This is a genomic window from Actinoplanes subglobosus, assembly GCF_042650585.1.
Taxonomy (GTDB): Bacteria; Actinomycetota; Actinomycetes; order Mycobacteriales; family Micromonosporaceae; genus Actinoplanes; species Actinoplanes subglobosus.
The window spans coordinates 368,158-385,763 of the sequence record NZ_JBHSBL010000015.1 but is presented as its reverse complement, the minus strand read 5'-3'; the positions used below and the strand labels follow the sequence as shown (position 1 = coordinate 385,763).

The following is a 17,606-nucleotide window of genomic DNA, read 5'->3' as shown; positions in this document are numbered from 1 at the left end:
TACGAACGGGCGAGCGATGTTGTGATCCAGGTCACTCTTGAGGCTACCCCTGGGGCAGGGTGCAGGGTTCTCGCATGGGGCCGAGACTGACGGCGTCGCTGACCTGTGTGGACCATCGACACCGCTACTGTGAGACGCCGGGTTCGACGGCGGCACTGGTCGTGACCAGGCCGCGCGATTCCGGGCGCCGGGTGAATCCCGGTTCGGCCTCGGGACGCCCGAAGTGATAGCCCTGGAGCAGGCGATAGCCGATCCGGGTGAGCGCCTCGGCCTGCTCGGCGGTCTCCACGCCCTCGGCCACCGCGTCCAGTCCGAGCCCGTTGCTGACCTGCATCATCGCCTCGGCGATGACCGCGTGCCGGCCCGCTTCGGTGATCCGGTCGACGAAGGATTTGTCGATCTTGAGGATGTCGACCGGCACGGCTTGCAGCAGCCCGAGCGACGAGTGCCCGGTGCCGAAATCGTCGAGGGCGATCCGCACGCCGAGGGCCCGCAGTTCGTGCAGGGCCGTGACGGCCGGGCCACCGTCGAAGACGGCGGTCTCGGTGACCTCGACGGTGAGCCGCCAGGCCGGGAGTCCGGTGGCGGCCAGGACGTCCGCGACCGTGCCGGCGAAACCGGGGCGGGCCAGCTGGCGGGCCGACACGTTGACGCTGACCCGGTCGGGTGCCGCCGGGCCCAGTTCGCCGATCCACCGGACCAGTTGCTCGCAGGCTGTCCGGAGGATCCACGCGCCGAGTTCGACGATCAGCCCGTTGCGTTCGGCGACCGGGATGAAATGTGCCGGGCTGACCGTGCCGAGCCTCGGGTGATGCCAGCGGACCAGGGCCTCCACCGCGACGACCCGTTGCTCGGGCATGGCGACGATCGGCTGGTAGACGACCTGGAACTGGTTCATACCCAGCGCGTGCCGGATCTGCGCGCCGAGGCGGGCTTCCTCGGTGGACCGGGCGTCGAGGTCGGCCGCCCACCGGCGGTACGGTTCGCCGCTCTGCTTGGCCGCCCACATGGCGACACCGGCACGGCGCAGCACCTCCGCCGGGTCGGCCGCGTCCACCCCGTCGGCCACACCCACTCCGGCGCCGACGAGTACCTCGTACCCGTCCTTGGTGTCGATCGGGTCGTGGACCGCACCGGCGAGCCGCGCGGCGACCGCGTCGGCCTCGCTCTCCGGCGCGTCGCGGAGCAGGACGGCGAATTCGTCGCCACTGAGCCGCGCGACCAGGACGTCCGGCCCGGCGAGCGCACCGGCCCGGGCGGCGACCTGCACGATCACGTCGTCACCGGCCAGGTGACCGAGTTCGTCGTTGATAGTGCGGAGCCGGTTGAGGCCCATCAGCACGACCTGGGGGCGGCCGCCGGCCAGGGCGTCGCCGAGCGCCCGGTAGAAATGGCGCCGGTTGTGCAGCCCGGTCAGGTCGTCCTGGCTGGCCAGGCGTTCCAGTTCGACGGCCTGCCGGCGGACCTTGGCCGTCACGCCGGCCATCCGGGTCACACCGAGGACGAAAAGCACCACCGCGCCCGCACCGATGACGATGCGGTCGACGGGATCGGCACCGACCGACGGGATGAAGAGCATGCCCGGCGCCAGGACCGAGCTGCCACCGAGCATGATGAGGCGGCCGCGGCTCACCCGTCCCGACGTCTGCGGTGCCGCGGGGGTGACCGTCGCCATCGACGGATGCAGCGCGGCCGCGGCCCACAGCACGTTGGACAGCAGCCAGCCCCAGTCGATGGCCCGCCCGTCGTAATCGAAGTACAGGCTCGCCACCGAGAAGGCCACGTCCGCGCAGAGCAGGAGCACGGCCGCCATGCCGAGCAGATCGGTGCTGGGCGTGCGGACCCGCCGATCGATGAGCAGTCGCGCCACCATGGCCAGCAGCAACGCGTCCAGCGAGGGGTAAGCGGTGCTGACCGCCCGCTCCACCATCGAGGCGGAGTCGCCGGAGGCCACCGGGTGCAGGACGAAGACCCACAGGACCAGGCCCAGGCCGGTGGCGACCATGGCGGCGTCGATCAACCCGGCCAGGTCCCGGCCGCGGTGCCGCTGGAGGAGGAACAATCCGGCGATCAGCGGTGGATACGAGCCGAGGTAGAAGACGTCGGCCGCCGAGGGGTATGGCTCCACGTGACGGACCTGGTCCAGGTACCACCAGGTGACGTCACCGAAGACCGACATGATGATGCCGGCGGCGAAGAGGATCCAGGCGGCGGGCCGCTCCGGCCGGTGCCACCGCGCCGCAGCGAGGGTGATCAGACCGGCGAGGAGGCCGATCGCGCTGTATCCGGCGCTGGACAGCGTGGTTCCGGCGGGCAGGAGGTAGTAACCGGCGACCGCCAGCACCCCGGCCGCCGTGTACCAACGCCACAGGTCGCCAGTTCGCACGGAACAGCAATCGGTATCGCTGCCCGGTCCTTGAGGAAATTGGGAGGCGGCTCCGAAGACGGCCGCCTAGGGTCACGGGAGGACGTCCACCGGAGAAAGGAACGATCATGAGGGCTACCAGCGGTTTCCCGGTCCTGTTCGCCGCTGGAAAGGTCTTCCGTGTTCTCGGACCCCGTCAACCCGTTCCCCTCCGGTAACGGCTCCACCCCCGCCGCCGGCGTCCGCCGGTTCCTCTTCCAGGAGTTCCGGCCGCTGCGTCCGGTCGTGCTGATCGCCGTCCTCACGACGATCGTCTGCGCCTCGATCGAGGTCTGGCTGATCGGATACGCCGGCCGTCTCGTCGACATGCTCGCCGCCGCCGACCCGGCGACCCTGTGGTCCGTCCGTGGTCCCGAGTTGCTGGCGGTCGCCGCGTTCGTGCTCCTCGCCCGCCCGGCGTTGATGCTGCTCGGCGAGGTGCTCGACGACATCACCTTCCGAGCCAACGCGCGGCCGCTGGCCCGCTGGCGCGCGCACCGCTACGTCTCCCGGCAGTCGGTCGGCTGGTTCCGTGACGACCTGGCCGGCCGGATCGCCACGTGGGTCCGCGACGGTGGTGACGCGGCCGCCACCGCCGCCTACTCGGTGATCCACACGCTGGTCTTCGTGACCGCCTACATCGCCGGCTCGGTGTGGGTGATGTCGGCGATCGACGTGCGGTTGCTTCTTCCGCTGGGCGGCTGGATCCTGGCGTACCTCGGACTGATGATCTTGATCGTCCCCCGCTTCCGGCGCGCCTCGGAGAACCTGCAAAATGCCGAGTCCGCGCTGACCGGCCTGCTCGTCGACTCCTACGCCAACGTCGACACGCTGGCCCTGCTCGGTGACGCCGACGCCCGGACCGAGCACGATCGGCGGGTGTTCGCCGAGGCCAGGCGGGCCCACCTGCGGTTGCAGCGGGTCGAGGTGACGATCAACAGCAGCATGATGGCGCTGGGCAGCGCGCTGCTGGTCGGCCTGGTCGGTTACGGCATCGTGCTCTGGCGCTCCGACGCGGCACCGTTGGGCCTGGTCGCGGCCGCGCTGGCACTCAGCTTCCGGATCACGTCGATGGCCGAGTGGCTGCTCGACGCGGTGTCGTCCCTCTTCGGCGCCGCCGGCGCCCTCCGGCAGGCTTTGCGCACGATCGCCCAGCCCCTCACGGTCGCCGACAAGACAGATGCCACCCCCTTGGCGGTACGAGCGGGAGCGATCCGATTCCAGCAGGTCAGCCACCACTACGGCCGAGGCGCCGGAGGGCTGGACCGCCTGGATCTGGAGATCGCCGCCGGTGAGCGGGTCGGTCTGGTGGGCCGCTCCGGGGCGGGCAAGTCGACGCTGGTCGGGCTGCTGCTCCGGTTCCACGACCCGGAGTCGGGCACGATCACGGTCGACGGGGCGGATGTCACCGACGTCACCCAGGACAGTCTGCGCGAGCAGATCGCCATGGTCGCGCAGGAGGCGACACTGCTGCACCGGTCGGTGCGGGAGAACATCGCGGGCCCTGGCGACGCCGACGACGTGCGCATCGAGCTGGCGCTGGCCCGGGCGTCGGCCGGTTTCGTCGGGTCGCTGCGGGACGCGGACGGGCGTACCGGCCTGGACGCCCACGTCGGCGAACGCGGTGTGCGCCTGTCCGGTGGCCAGCGGCAGCGGATCGCGCTGGCCCGGGCATTCTACCGGGACGCGCCGATCCTCGTCCTCGACGAGGCGACCTCAGCGCTGGACTCGGAGTCGGAGGCCGCCATCCACGACACGCTCGGTGACGTGATGTCCGGCCGGACGGTCATCGCGATCGCCCACCGCCTGTCAACGATCGCCGGGATGGACCGCATCGTGGTCCTCGACGACGGCCGGATCGCCGAACAGGGCACCCACGCCGAGCTGCTCTCCCGGGGCGGCCTCTACGCCGACCTGTGGTCCCGGCAGTCCGGCGGTTTCCTCGGCCTCGATCCGCTCCCACCGGCGGGCGCCCCGGGCCCCCAGAGCCCGCAGCGCGTCGTTGAGTGACGCATCGTCATCGGTGCGCCTTCCTCACCGGCGGGATCGTGGTGCCTATGTCTTCGCCACCCACGAGTCGTCACTGAAGGTGATCGGCGAGCCCTCCGACACCTCGGCACCGATGCCGGCCTGGCGCAACTGTTCCACCAGGCGCATCTCGACGTCTTCCGGATCGCCCTGTCCCGCCTTGTCCAGTTGTCGGGGCCGGCCTGCCGCTGGCGGTCAAATCCCCGTACGACAAGGCCATCACCGCAGGTCACGGCGCCGCGAATGGGACCGCTCGGTTCGAGGTGATCAGGTTATGACGACTAACGGCGAACGGCGGGGGTAGTACCACGGGTACACGTATCACCAGGGTCTCCCTGCGCGTCCGTGGCTATGGTCTCCTGGATCCACAGCACCATCAGTCCTGATCACGCAGTACACCCCCTTCATGTTGTCCGGCTCGTTTTTGTCCTGATTCATTCTTGATCGTTTCGTTCGTCCTCGGAGGCTGTCATCTCTACCGTCAATGCCATCGCTGCGCCCTCGGCCACCGAGCCACTCGTTCGCGCCACCGTCGAGCGGCGTGCCGTGGGGCCACGTGATGTTCTGATCGAGATCCGCTATGCCGGCATCTGCCACTCCGACATCCACACTGTGCGCGGCGAGTGGGGCAAAGTGCCCTATCCGCTGACCGTCGGCCACGAGATCGTCGGGCAGGTGACCGAGGTCGGCACCGAGGTCACCAAGCACACCGTCGGCGATCGGGTCGGCGTCGGCTGCATGGTCAACTCGTGCCGTGAGTGCGACAACTGCCGGGCCGGCCACGAGCAGTATTGCTTGAAGGGAAACATCCAGACCTACGGCGGCATCGACCGCGACGGCACCGTCACACAGGGCGGCTACTCCACCCACATCGTCGTCGACCAGGATTTCGTGCTCCGGGTGCCGGCGGCCATCCCCTACGAGACGGCGGCGCCGCTGCTGTGCGCGGGCATCACGACGTATTCACCTCTGTCGCACTGGAAGGCCGGCCCGGGCCGTAACGTCGCCGTGGTCGGCATGGGCGGCCTGGGCCACATGGCCGTGCAGATCGCCGTCGCGATGGGCGCCGAGGTCACCGTTCTGTCGCAGACACTGAGCAAGCAGGATGACGGCCTGGCGTTCGGCGCCAAGCACTACCACGCGACCAGCGACCCGGCCACGTTCAAGGAGCTGGCCAACACGTTCGACCTGATCATCAACACGGTCAGCGCGCCGATCGACATCGCCGCCTACCTGCGTCTGCTGCGCCTCGACGGCACTCTGGTCGCCGTCGGTGCCCCGCCGGAGCCTCTGCCGGTCCAGGTGTTCGCCCTGTTCGGAGCCCGCCGCTCGTTCGCCGGTTCCAGCATCGGCGGTATCGCCGAGACCCAGGAGATGCTCGACTTCTGCGCCGAGCACGGCATCTCCTCCCAGGTGGAAGTGATCACCGCCGACGAGGTGAACGAGGCGTATGAGCGGGTCCTGAAGTCCGACGTCCGCTACCGCTTCGTCATCGACATCAACAGCCTCCGCTGACCCCTGGTTCGCCGCGCCTTCCGCTGGACCCCTCGTTCGCCGCGCCTTCCGCTGACCCCTCGTTCGCCGCGCCTTCCGCTGACCCCTCGTTCGCCGCGCCTTCCGCTGACCCCTCGTTCGCCGCGCCCTCCCCGGCGGGGGTCGCGGCGCTGTTCGGGCCCAGCGCTGTCTCAACCGACCGCTGCCTCGAACCAACCATCGATCCTGGCCGCCCTCTCCGGGGGCGCGGGCGTCCGCCATGATCAGCTGACTGATCAGTCGGCCCTACCGCGGTGTGAGGCACGCTGACGTCGGGTTTCGGTGTCAGGACAGGTCGAGGGTCCAGGTCTGGCCGACCAGACGGTGGCCGAAGCTCTCGTGAGGGTCCTCGCTCACCAGGACGAAGCCGTAGGCCTGGTAGATCTTGCGGGCGGAGGTGAGTATGTCGTTGGTCCACAGCGTGACGGTGCGGTAACCGGCCTCGCGGGCGAATCGGAGGCACTCCTCGACCAGGCGCGCACCCAGGCCGAGGCCTCGTGCTGCGGGAGTGACGAGCAGGATGCGGAGCTTGGCCACGGTCGGCTCGTCGCCGGTCACCAGAAAGATGCTGCCCGCACGGGTGCCGTCGACGTCGGCGATCCAAGCCGCTTCCCGGCGGGGGTCATGGTCGGTGGCATAGTCGGCGACGATTCGGGCCACCAGGGCTTCGAAATCGGTGTTCCAGCCGAACTGCTCGTCGTAGGCCTCGCCATGGGCCATCACGACCCAGCCGAGGTCGCCGGGGCGGTCGGCGCGGCGGATGACCACGTCGGGTTGTGTGGTTGACGTCATCTGACCCTCCAAGTCCACTGACACGACTGTTTCAGTGGACTGTAGGCTAACGCTGTGACCGAGCAACCGACCAGTCCGTCCGCCCGTCAGGTCGAGTTGTTGGAGGCGGCCTATCGGTATGCGCTCGAGCACGGTCTCGCCGACCTTTCGCTGCGACCGTTGGCTACCGCGATCGGTTCCAGTCCCCGGGTGCTGATGTTCCTGTTCGGCAATAAGGACGGGTTGGTCAGAGCACTCCTGGCCCGCGCACGCGCCGACGAGCTGACGGTCCTCGACGCCCTCACCGACCCGGACGGCCCGCCGCAACCGGACCGCGCAACGCAGACCGGCGCAGCCCAGACAGGCGGCGCAGCCCAGACAGGCGGCGCAGCCCAGACGGGCGGAGCGACCGGGGCAGGTGACACCGCCTACCTGAGTGGGCACGAAGAATCCGATGGGAACGAGGAAGATGGGCTCGTGCCGGCGGCGGAACGTGTCTGGGCCTGGCTGCGGGAACCACGACACCGACCGTTGCTGCGGCTGTGGGCGGAGGCGTACACCCGGTCGTTGATCGAACCTGATGGAGCCTGGGCCGGATTCGCTGCGGCTACGGTGACGGACTGGCTCCATCTCCTGGCGAAGTGCCAGCCCCAGCCGGAGCGGGATTCCGCCGACGGCACCGCCCGCCGGACCGCCGTCCTGGCGACGCTCCGCGGGTGCCTGCTCGACCTGCTCGCCACCGGCGATCAGGACCGGGTCGACGCCGCCGTCCGGCTCCAGCTCACCATGATCAGAAACGGTTAGGCTGCCTGCCATGCCCCACGTGCTGACCCGGCTCAACGGGTTCGGAATGACGCTCCTGCCGCACTGGCCCTACGCCTTCGAACGGGAACCCGGCGCCGCAGCGAAAACCGGCGCCCCACAGGAGCCCGACGCGGGGGAACACGGCAGCGCGGGGGAACCCGGCGGCACGGGGGAACCCGGCGGCGCGGTCCGGGTGACCCGCTGGACCGAAGCCGGGGCAGCCCACACCGTGATCAACACAGGCGAACCGGCCGACGGCCCGTACAAGAGCGATCCGGATGTCGTCGACGTCGGTGAGGGGCGGGCGGCGCCGTTCTGGCTGATCGAGACATCCGTGTTCCGGACGCGATGGCCCGTGGGCTTCACCGTCGAGTCACCACACGACGCCACCGACGGGACGGCGTTCTACCTGAACGGGCCCGGCCAGGCGACGATCTTCCCGCAGGGACCGGTGCCGCAGGCCCGGCTCGCCGACCCGGACGCGCTCATCGCTCCCGACCAGACAGTCCTCGCCGTCCGCGCTCTCGACGACGGGATCACCGTGATCGAATTGACCTACGACCACGACGGCGAGCCCTGGTGGCAGTCCCATTGGACGATCCCCTACCCAGGCGACCGATACCTGGTCATCACCGCCCAGTCGCTACTCGGCGCGGCTGATCAGACACGGACATCCACCGAATACGTAGTCACCTCCCTCGAGACGACCGGGTAGCGATATCGACTCGACGGTCACGCGGCGTTCTGACACAGTGGCGCACCATGGCGAACCTCGACCTTCTGACGGCCGCCGACGTGCAGCTCATGCAGGATCTGGCGCAGCGTGTCACCGCGACCCACCCGCACCTGGTGAACGCCGAGGCGACCTACGGCGAGCTGGCCTGGAACTGGGGCAAGAGCCACGCCGCCCACGGCCCGACATGGCAGCGCCGGCTGTGGTTCGCCGGTGGCAGGCTGGTGGCCTGGGGCTGGGCTCAGCTCCCCCACCGCGTGCACCGCACCGACGGGCGATCGAAAGACGTCACCAACGCGAACCTGGTCTATCAGATCCACCCGGACCATGCCGACCTGATCGACGAGGTCATCGACTGGTACGACCGCACCGCACCGCACGTCGACCGCACGGTGGTCCCGGCGGCCGGCGACGGTTTCGCCTTGAAGCGGTGGGCCGCGTACGGCTACGAGACCGATCCCTCGTCACTCGGCGACACCGGTTTCTGGACGCAGCTCAACGAACGTGACCTGACTGATATCGAGAAGCCGGTCCTGCCGGAGGGGTTCCGGTTCCGCACCGCCGACGAGGCGGGCCCGGAGGCTGCGGTGCGCGCCCACATCGACGCGTGGGCGCCGTCGACGTACAGCGCCGAGGCCTACCAGGGTGTCCGCCAGACCGCCGGCTATCGCGGTGACCTGCACTTCCTGGTCGAGGCGCCGGACGGGACGATGGCCTCCTCGACGATCATGTGGCTGGACGAGGTGAACCGGACCGCCGAGTTCGAGCCGGTCGGCACCCATCCCGGGTTCCGCCGGCAGGGTCTGGCCAGGGCGATGCTGCTGCACGGCATGCACGCGGTGCGAGCGGCCGGCGCCACCCATGCGACGGTCGCCTGCCTCGGCGCGCCGGGTCACCCGAAGGCCCGTGCGCTCTATCACGGCGTCGGCTTCCGCGAGCTCTCCCGTGACGCCCCGCTGCTCAGGAGGCACACGCCGGTCTTCTGAGCCCACGGCTCCGCGAGAGATTCAACGACGAGATCCTCTGGTACGGGTGAGCTCAGCCGTATCGAACATAGACCACGACATGCCCCTGCCGGATGTTGGCACCCGTGATCACGTACGCCGGATCGGTCAATGTGGGCCGCAACCGCTTCTCGGTCTCCAGCCCCATCTGGCGTCGCAGATCCTCGGGTGACTGCCCGGCCGGAGGCTGCAGGGTGAGCGCCCACCAGCAGCCGCCGGAGGCACACTGCATACCTTCCTCGAGGACGGTCGTCCCAGCCGGCACCGGCGGGATCCGCCACTTCGGCGGCATCGCCCCCTCGTCCGCGAAGACGTACAACCAGCCGAAACAGACGCTCCACAGACACCCGGCCAGGATCACCAGGACGGCGGCCGCCCCGCCGATCCGCCGCGCCGTCCCGCGTTTCCCGGCTCGCCGGCCAATCTCCACAGCGCCTCCCCCGTTCGGCAAAGAAAGATCATCATGGCCTGTCCAGCGTCGAACCGAGGTCCCGTCGCGGGCGTATGTCATCGACAGAGGGTGGTGCTAGCACCACCATGTAGCGGCGAGGTGGCACCATTCACTGGCGTCTCCGGGGCCCGTACGGTCAAGGACAGGCTCAACGGGGGAGGACAACGACAGCATGATGGATCACCTGATGCCTCTGGTCTGCTCGCCGTGGCTCTATGTGATCGTCTTCGTGGCCGTGACGGTCGACGGGTTCTTCCCGATCGTGCCGTCCGAGACCGTGGTGATCAGCCTGGGCGCCCTGTCGGCGACCGGCTCCCCTCACCTTCTCGCTCTGGTCCTGACGGTCGTGGCCGGTGGCATCGCCGGCGATCGGGTGTCCTGTGTGCTCGGTCGAAAGGCCGGCAACCGGTTCGGCGGCGGCAAGCTCGCCGTGGCCCGGCAGCGGGCCGAGCGGGCGCTGCGGCGCTACGGGGCGGTGACGATCCTGGTGGGCCGGTTTCTGCCCTACGGGCGGACGGCCACGGGCATGATGTCGGGTTCGGCACGGATGCCGCTGGGCCGGTTCTCGCTTTACAGCGCGCTCGCGAGCGCGGGCTGGGCGGTCTATGTGATCGGGCTGGGGCGGCTGGGTGGCGTGGCGTTCTCCGATGCGCCGCTGCTGGGCGCGGCCGTCGGCCTCGCGATCGGGATGTGCCTGGCCGGGGTGTGCGCGCTCGTTGAGCGACGGTGGACCGCAGCGCGGCGGCGGCGGATCCGACCACCGGCGAGCCGGCCGGTCCCGGTGGGCTCCCGCTGACGCCTCTCGCGGTATCGACCTAGGCTCCACTAAGCTCACCCATCGACATTCATCAACTAAAGAGCGCCCCCTCGCCACCTATTGGGAGCGCTCCCAGAAAGGGAGTCGATGAAGCACCTCGCCGCCCTGATCGCTGCCGCCGCCCTGGTCGTCGTCGCCCCCACGCCCGCCACCGCCGGCCGGGCCTGCGCCGGTTACGTCGGGCTCACCTTCGACGACGGCCCCACCCCAGGCAACACGACCGCTCTGCTCGACGCCCTGCAGCGTGCCCGCCTGCGGGCCACCATGTTCAACACCGGACAGAACGTCGAGGCCAACCCCGCACTGGCCAAGGCACAGGTCGCGGCCGGCATGTGGCTGGGCAACCACAGCTGGGACCACCCGTTCATGACCCAGTTGCCGGAGGCCGAGCAGGCGGCCCAGATCTCCCGCACCCAGGAGGTGATCCGCCAGGTCACCGGGGTGACACCTGACCTGTTCCGTCCGCCCTACCTGGACACCGACGACGCCTTGCGGGCGGTGGAGAAACGGTTCGGGCTCACCGAGATCAACACCGACGTCGACGCGAAGGACTGGGACAACGCCTCCGTCGAGCAGATCGTCGAAGCCGTCGGCCGGCTGCGTGACGGCGATGTCATCCTGCTGCACGACTGGCCACCGAACACGGTGGCGGCCATCCCGCAGATCGCGACCACGCTGCGCGAGCACGGCCTGTGCCCGGGCAGGATCTCGGCGGTCACCGGCCGCGCCGTCGCCCCGCACACCCGCGCGCTGACCGGGGTGCACACCGTCGGCCGGGTCGACGACCGCGGCACGGGCGTGCGATACACGTGGCCCGGCGTCTACTTCGAGGGCCGGTTCCGCGGCACGAGCGTCGGCATCGTGCTGGACGACGCGGTCAACGACTACGAGGTCCAGATCGACGGCCTGACCCCGGTCACCCTGGTCACGCCGGGCCGGACCACCCACTGGATCCGCGACCTGCGACCCGGCGTGCACACCGTGCGGCTCGCCAAGCGGACCGAGAGCCCGTGGACACCCGGCCAGTTCGGCGGGTTCGCCGGCGATCTGCTGGGCAAGCCGGCCGCCCGCAGCAGGCAGATCGAGTTCATCGGCGACTCGTGGACGGCGGGCTACGGCAACACGTCGACCAGCCGCGACTGCAGCGCCACCGGCATCGACCGCAACTCCAACGCTGACCAGACGTTCGGGGCGCTGACCGCCCGCGCGCTCGGCGCCGACTACCAGCTCAACGCATGGTCCGGCATGGGCATGGTCCGCAACTACGACGGCGGCAACCCCGACGTCGACTACCGCACCTACTACGACCGTATTCTCCAGGCCGCTGACACCGCGGCATGGGAGCGCCCCGCCAGCTGGAAACCGCAGACCGTGGTCATCGGGCTGGGCATCAACGACTTCTCCACGCCGGTGCACGCGGGCGAGCGGTGGCCCGACGAGGCGGCACTCGCCGCCGACTTCCGGGCCGCCTACCTCGACTTCCTCAAGAAACTCCGCCAGCGGTACGGTCATCGCGCCCAATTCGTCCTGACATATCCGTCGATGTGGAACACGACGGCGCTAGCCGACTCGGTCCAGCAGGTCGTCGCCCAGCGCACCGCCGAGGGCGACCGCCGGATCACCGCGCTGCATTACGACAACGCCGCCCTGGGACTGGACCTCCTCGGCTGCGACTGGCACCCGTCGGCCCGCGACCATCAGTTGCTGGCCGGGGCACTCACAGCCCATCTGAAGTCACTCGGGCGGTAGGTCACCCAGCGTCGCCCGGCGTCGCCCGCACGGGCGGGCCGTGCTGCCCGTGCAGACCGGGCAGGCCAGGCAGCCCACGCAAGCCAGGCAGCCCACGCAGCCCGGGCAGGCCGGGCAGGCCAGGCGCAGGCTGGGCAGCCCAGGCAGCATGGGCCGACCGGCACCGCTCGCGTGCGGCAAGCCGGACGGCCGGGACGCACCCGACCGGGCCTGGCTTCACTTGCGCGGCGGGGCCCGGCAGGCAGGCACTCACGGCCCGCCCGGTGTCACTCACGCGGTGAGCCGGGCGACCGGGACGTGCCCGATCACCTGACGTCGCCCGCGCGGGAGACCTGGACCGTCAGACGCTCCAGGCCCGCCTGGCGTCGCCCCCGCAGAGTCGGGCGCCTCGGGAACATGGCGGCGCCCCTGCGCGAGGCCGGACGGGCGCAACACCGAACCGGCGCAACACCGAACCGACACAACACCGAACCGGCGCAAGGCCGGACGGGCGGGGTGCTTCGGGGTGGGCGGGTCGCCGGGACGTCTGGCGTCGCTCGGCGGATCGGTCAGCGGAGGCGCTCCGCGACGGCTGTGATCGTTTCGTGGACCAGGTCGCGGTCCAGTGGCTCCCGCTCCCAGGCCTGGTGCATGGGCCAGCCCTCGATGAGCGCGTCGATGGCCCGGCAAGCCCGTTCGGAGAAGTGGCGGGCCAGGCTGGCGCGACTGCGGCGCAACCACTGCCGCAGCGTGTCGGCGACGGTGGTGTTGTGGTTGGCGTAGGCGTACATCTCGTGCAGCAGGACCAGCTCGCGGGGTGTCGCGTACTCCTCGCCGCAGATGAGGTCGGTGACCGCGGCGCAGGCGGCCCGTTCGTCGGGCGCCGCGGTGAGCGCAGCGTGATACCGCTCCGACATCGACGCGGCCATCCCGGCGAACGCCTGCTCGATGATGTCGCCGAGAGACTCGAAGTAGTAGGTGAGCGACCCGAGCGGCACCCCGGCCTCACCGGCGATCCGGCGGTGGGTGGTCCCATGCACTCCGTGCTGGGCGACGACGGTCAGGGTCGCGTCGAGAATGCGCTGCTTGCGCAGGGGATCGTTGGCGACCCGGCGCGCCCCGCCCATGTGATCCTCCTCGCCTGCCGGTTCGGCCCATTCTAGAGAGACCCCAAAAGTGTGTACGTTCGTACGCACTTAGAAAGGGTAACCATGGAACACACCACCGCCCACCGCCGTATCGCGCTCTTCGCGCTCTTCTTCCTGCCCGGCCTCGGCATCTCGTCGTGGGTGACCCGCACCCCGGACATCCGCGATCTGCTGGGCGCCTCGACCGCCGAGATGGGCCTGGTCCTGTTCGGCATCTCGGTCGGCTCGATGATCGGCATCCTCGGTTCGGGCGCGCTGGTGACCCGGTTCGGCACCCGCCCGGTGGCGACCGTCGGCATCGTCACCACCACGCTGAGCATCCCGGTGATCGGTATCGGCGCCGCGGCACACCAGAGCCCGCTCGTCGCGGCCGGGCTGTTCCTGTTCGGCATCGGCATGGGCGGCGGCGAGGTCGCCATGAACATCGAGGGCGCCGACGTCGAGCGCCTCCTCGGCCGCCCGGTGCTGCCGACGATGCACGGGTTCTTCAGCCTGGGCACCGTCGTCGGCGCGGTGATCGGCATGATCCTCACCGCGCTCGCCTTCCCGGTGCTGTGGCATCTGCTGGCGATCGGCCTGATCAGCGTCCCGGTGGCGCTGGCCGCCGCGAGCCGCCTACCGGCCGGTGTCGGCAAGGAGCCCCGCGCCGAGGCCGGGGGCGAGCCGGTATGGCGCGATCCGCGGCTGCTGCTGATCGGCACGATCGTGCTGGCCATGGCCCTGGCCGAGGGTGCGGCGAACGACTGGCTGCCACTGATCATGGTGGACGGTCACGGCTTCGACCCCGCGCTGGGCTCCGCGGTGTACGTGGTGTTCGCCGCCGCCATGACGATCGGCCGGTTCACCGGCGACGTCTTCTTGAAACGTTACGGCCGGGCCACTGTCCTGGCAGCCAGCGCTGTCGTCGGCGCGGTCGGCGTGGCACTGGTCGTCTTCGTCGACAACCAGATCGTGGCCGGCGCCGCGGTCCTGCTCTGGGGCCTGGGTTCGGCGCTCGGCTTCCCGGTAGCACTGTCGGCCGCCGGCGACTCGGGCGACAACCCGACGGCCCGGGTGTCGCTGGTCGCGGCGGCCGGTTACGTGGCGTTCCTGGTCGGTCCACCGGCCCTGGGCTTCCTCGGCGAACACTACGGCCTGCGCGCCGCCATGATCACCGTCCTGACCCTGCTGGCGATCGCCACCCTCGCCGCGACGACCTTGCGCCGCTCGACCACCCCCACCCTGTCCCGCTGACCCGCACCCACCGGCCGCCCGACCACCCCCGGTTCTGTCCCGCCGACCCGCACCCACCGGCCGTCGGCCGCCGGCCCACCCCACCCCACCGGCCGAGCAGCAGCGCCGCCGTTCCCTGCGCGAATCAACCCCGACAGGCCTGCTCCCACCGTTGTCTCACGCTCGCCGAGACCGCGGTGAGAGCCGGCCTGTTTGTTGTCACGGGGCGTTCACATCCAGCCTTGCCGATGCCGTCGGCGGCCGCTATGTTAATGGGAAATCACACACCGAAGAACTTCGAAACATGCTCGTAGCCGCAGCACGAGCCGGTGTTCGAGGCCTCCCCTGGCCGACCGGGAAGTGGGTAAGCGAATGCAAAATCTCAGTAGACGAAGCGTTCTGACTCTCGGTGCCGCACTCGGCCTGGCCGGCGTGGCGGACCCGTCGAAGGCATGGGCGTGGTCGTCATCCGGCTCGATCGCCGCGACCGACACGATCACCGACCCGTGGGGTGTCTGGGACGACGCCACCGACCCGCTGCTCGCCTCCCTTCTGGACAGCGGGCAGATCCCGGCGGTCAACACCGCGTTCGAGTCATGGGTCGACAACGGTGACGCGCTCCCCGCCGGCATCCCCGCCGCCCTGACCACCTGGATCCAGGAGCACAACAGGCTGCCGTCCTGGGCCGACCAGACGAAACTCAACCGGGCCGCCCAGTTCAACAAGCGCATGAGCATGTATCTGTTCCTGCTCTACGGCCTCGGCAGCGGCATCATGAGCACGGTCATCCCCCGCGAGGCCCGCAACGTCTACTGGTCCGAGGGCGGCGCGGTGATGAAATCACGCGCGGCCAAGACCTTCACCTATGGGTACGATCTGAGCGCCCTCGACGCGTTCCAGCCGACCGGTCACTTCGTCGTGACGTCGAACAAGACGCGCCTGACCCACGCCGCGGTCCGGCACCTGCTGCCGAAGTCGTCGCACTGGCGGGCGGTCACCGACGACCAGGATTTCATCCCGATCAGCAACGGCGACATCCTGATCACCTTCCACAGCCTGGGTACGTTCGTGCACGGCAAACTCAAGTCGTGGGGCATCCGCATGTCGGCCGCGGAGGAGGAGGCCTTCCTGCACATGTGGCAGGTGGCGCTGCACCTGCTGGGCGTGCGTGACGACTTCATCCCGGCGACGTGGGCGGCCGCGAAGGCACAGTCGGCCTACGCGTTGACGCCGCTGCTCGCGCCGACGCCCGAGGGCATCGACCTGGCCGACATCCTGCTCAACCTGACGTCGACGGTCGACCTGGGTGTCACCCGCGGGTTCCAGCGGGAGTTCGCCCGCTACCTGCTCGGCGACAAGATCGGCGACTGGCTGAAGCTGCCGCGCGACCTCGCCTCCCGGGCTGTCATCGAGGTCGGCTGGCCCGCCTACGTGGCCTTCCGCGAGGGTCTGTCGCCGATCATCCCGACGACGTTCTCGATCTTCGACCAGTTCATCCGCGGCCTGGCGATGCTGTTCCTCAACAACGGCACGTCACCGACGTACACCCCGATCACGATCCCGACCGGCAACCGCGCCGGCACCTGACGGACCGCGCCCCGAAGGCGGCGCGAGACCAGGGGGTACGGCAGATCGCGGGCCGTCGTTCAGCGGGTATCGCGAGGGGCGATACCTGGCTGGGCGACGGCCCGCGAATCGTTGCGGCGACCCGCCGGCCGTGCAGAACCGCTGCGGGAGGACGGCACCCGCGGAGGGCAGGTCAGCCGGTCAAGGACCCGATCACCAGGGCTGTGACGGCGTCCCGGTTTTCGGGGGTGTCTCGCCAGCGCAAGGCGCGGCCCGCCTCGACGACCACCCCCAGGCCGGCGTGGGCGAGCAGACGCGCCTGACGGCGGTCGAGGTCCGGTCGGGACAGGCGTAGCTGCTGTTCCCAGACGGCGATGTGTTCGCGCTGGGCTAGGATCAGCGGCCGCTGCAGATCCGGTGGCAGGCCGACGATCTCGGCCTCGGCGACGCTGGTCAGCGCGTTGTGTTCGAAGCTGTAGGCGACGTAGGCCGCGGTCAGCGCCACCACCGCCTGGTCCGGGTCGGTCGCCTGGTGCAGGCTGCGGTCGACGGCCTGGGCGAGGAGCCCGGCCGCCTGGAGGCACGCCGCGACCAGGATGTCGACCTTGCCGGGATAGTGCCGGTAGATGGCCGATGGCGCGAGACCGACGGCCTGGGCGATCTGCCCGTTCGTCACGTTGGCGAAGCCGTCGCGGGCGAACAGCGGGATCGCCGCGGCCAGGATCTCCGCCCGCCGGGTCCGCGGGACCGGCTGAGCGGGCAGCTCGACCAGGCCGGCGCTGCCCGCGGCTGCCGCCGGGTCGGTCGCGGCCACCCGCAACGCGGACGCCACCAGCATCTCCTCGACCCGGCGCTGCGCGATCGACGTGTGGTGCATGGTGACCGATCCGATCGCCCCGAGCGCCGCCACCGCCCGCAACCCCTCCTCGGGCATCGGGAACTCGCGTGCCACCAGCTCGGTGACCCGACCCACCACCTGCCCGAACTTGGCCCGCAGCTGCCGCCGGTCGTCCCGGTCCAGGTAGCGGGCCTCCCACCGGTAGAGCCCGCCGGATGCCCGGTGCGCGACGGTGACCCGGGTCAGGGCGGCGAGCACGTCCTTGAGCGGCGACTCGGGTGGCCACTGGTCGAGGACGGCGACGAGCCGGTCGACCATGACGTTGGCGCACTCGGCGAACAGTGCGTACTTGTTGGGGAAATGCCGGTAGAGGGCGGCCGCGCTGATCCCGACTCCGGCGGCGATCTCCTCCATCGACGCCGCGTGGTAGCCGCGCTCGCTGAAGACCTGCCCGGCCGCTTCGACGATCAGCTGCTTGCGGTTGTGCGGCCGGGTGGCCGAGGTGGGCCCAGCGGTCACCGGATCACCCGGGCGGACGAGGGCGCACACAGGACCATGAACGCTAGTCA

General features: G+C 70.1%; 14 protein-coding genes. 9 read left to right on the top strand and 5 right to left on the bottom strand.

All coding sequences use genetic code 11. The features are described 5' to 3' along the window. Positions 1–124 precede the first annotated feature (124 nt). Positions 125–2,386, bottom strand: coding sequence for a putative bifunctional diguanylate cyclase/phosphodiesterase (locus ACFO0C_RS16475; protein WP_378067499.1), 2,262 nt, complete (start codon positions 2,384–2,386; stop codon positions 125–127). 159 nt (positions 2,387–2,545) lie between these two features. Here ACFO0C_RS16475 and ACFO0C_RS16470 point away from each other — a divergent pair, with 159 nt between their 5' ends. Next, the gene (locus ACFO0C_RS16470) at positions 2,546–4,414 is read left to right on the top strand and encodes an ABC transporter ATP-binding protein (RefSeq protein ID WP_378067498.1); all 1,869 of its coding nucleotides are present in this window, start codon (positions 2,546–2,548) and stop codon (positions 4,412–4,414) included. Positions 4,415–4,903: 489 nt separating this feature from the next. After that, entirely contained in the window at positions 4,904–5,947 is a 1,044-nt protein-coding gene (locus tag ACFO0C_RS16465) for an NAD(P)-dependent alcohol dehydrogenase (protein ID WP_378067672.1), read from the top strand. A 303-nt stretch (positions 5,948–6,250) separates the two neighbouring features. On the opposite strand, the gene ACFO0C_RS16460 is transcribed toward ACFO0C_RS16465, so the two are convergent. After that, a complete protein-coding gene (locus ACFO0C_RS16460) occupies positions 6,251–6,757 on the bottom strand; it encodes a GNAT family N-acetyltransferase (RefSeq protein ID WP_378067497.1) in 507 nt (168 codons plus the stop codon). A 54-nt stretch (positions 6,758–6,811) separates the two neighbouring features. Here ACFO0C_RS16460 and ACFO0C_RS16455 point away from each other — a divergent pair, with 54 nt between their 5' ends. From ACFO0C_RS16455 to ACFO0C_RS16445, 3 genes are read left to right on the top strand one after another with little or no spacing between them, the layout of a single operon-like run. Further along, positions 6,812–7,540, top strand: a complete 729-nt coding sequence (locus tag ACFO0C_RS16455; RefSeq protein ID WP_378067496.1) for a TetR/AcrR family transcriptional regulator — start codon at positions 6,812–6,814, stop codon at positions 7,538–7,540. A gap of 10 nt (positions 7,541–7,550) precedes the next feature. Next, positions 7,551–8,255 carry a hypothetical protein gene (locus ACFO0C_RS16450; RefSeq protein WP_378067495.1) on the top strand — a complete coding sequence of 235 codons (705 nt, stop codon included), beginning with the start codon at positions 7,551–7,553 and terminating at the stop codon, positions 8,253–8,255. Between the two features lie 47 nt (positions 8,256–8,302). Then, on the top strand, positions 8,303–9,259 hold the full coding sequence (locus ACFO0C_RS16445) for a GNAT family N-acetyltransferase (protein WP_378067494.1): 957 nt from the start codon (positions 8,303–8,305) through the stop codon (positions 9,257–9,259). Between the two features lie 52 nt (positions 9,260–9,311). On the opposite strand, the gene ACFO0C_RS16440 is transcribed toward ACFO0C_RS16445, so the two are convergent. After that, the gene (locus ACFO0C_RS16440; protein ID WP_378067493.1) at positions 9,312–9,707 is read right to left on the bottom strand and encodes a hypothetical protein; all 396 of its coding nucleotides are present in this window, start codon (positions 9,705–9,707) and stop codon (positions 9,312–9,314) included. 208 nt (positions 9,708–9,915) lie between these two features. On the opposite strand from ACFO0C_RS16440, the gene ACFO0C_RS16435 reads away from it, so the two are divergent. After that, complete coding sequence (locus tag ACFO0C_RS16435) at positions 9,916–10,524, top strand: DedA family protein (protein WP_378067492.1); 609 nt, start codon at positions 9,916–9,918, stop codon at positions 10,522–10,524. A 108-nt stretch (positions 10,525–10,632) separates the two neighbouring features. Continuing rightward, the gene (locus ACFO0C_RS16430; RefSeq protein WP_378067491.1) at positions 10,633–12,294 is read left to right on the top strand and encodes a polysaccharide deacetylase family protein; all 1,662 of its coding nucleotides are present in this window, start codon (positions 10,633–10,635) and stop codon (positions 12,292–12,294) included. A 548-nt stretch (positions 12,295–12,842) separates the two neighbouring features. Here the strand turns inward: ACFO0C_RS16430 and ACFO0C_RS16425 are convergent. Next, the gene (locus tag ACFO0C_RS16425; RefSeq protein ID WP_378067490.1) at positions 12,843–13,400 is read right to left on the bottom strand and encodes a TetR/AcrR family transcriptional regulator; all 558 of its coding nucleotides are present in this window, start codon (positions 13,398–13,400) and stop codon (positions 12,843–12,845) included. Positions 13,401–13,484: 84 nt separating this feature from the next. On the opposite strand from ACFO0C_RS16425, the gene ACFO0C_RS16420 reads away from it, so the two are divergent. Next, on the top strand, positions 13,485–14,654 hold the full coding sequence (locus tag ACFO0C_RS16420; protein ID WP_378067489.1) for an MFS transporter: 1,170 nt from the start codon (positions 13,485–13,487) through the stop codon (positions 14,652–14,654). A 351-nt stretch (positions 14,655–15,005) separates the two neighbouring features. Then, on the top strand, positions 15,006–16,220 hold the full coding sequence (locus ACFO0C_RS16415) for an oxygenase MpaB family protein (RefSeq protein ID WP_378067488.1): 1,215 nt from the start codon (positions 15,006–15,008) through the stop codon (positions 16,218–16,220). A gap of 172 nt (positions 16,221–16,392) precedes the next feature. On the opposite strand, the gene ACFO0C_RS16410 is transcribed toward ACFO0C_RS16415, so the two are convergent. Further along, positions 16,393–17,556, bottom strand: coding sequence for a TetR/AcrR family transcriptional regulator (locus ACFO0C_RS16410; RefSeq protein ID WP_378067487.1), 1,164 nt, complete (start codon positions 17,554–17,556; stop codon positions 16,393–16,395). Positions 17,557–17,606: the final 50 nt, after the last annotated feature.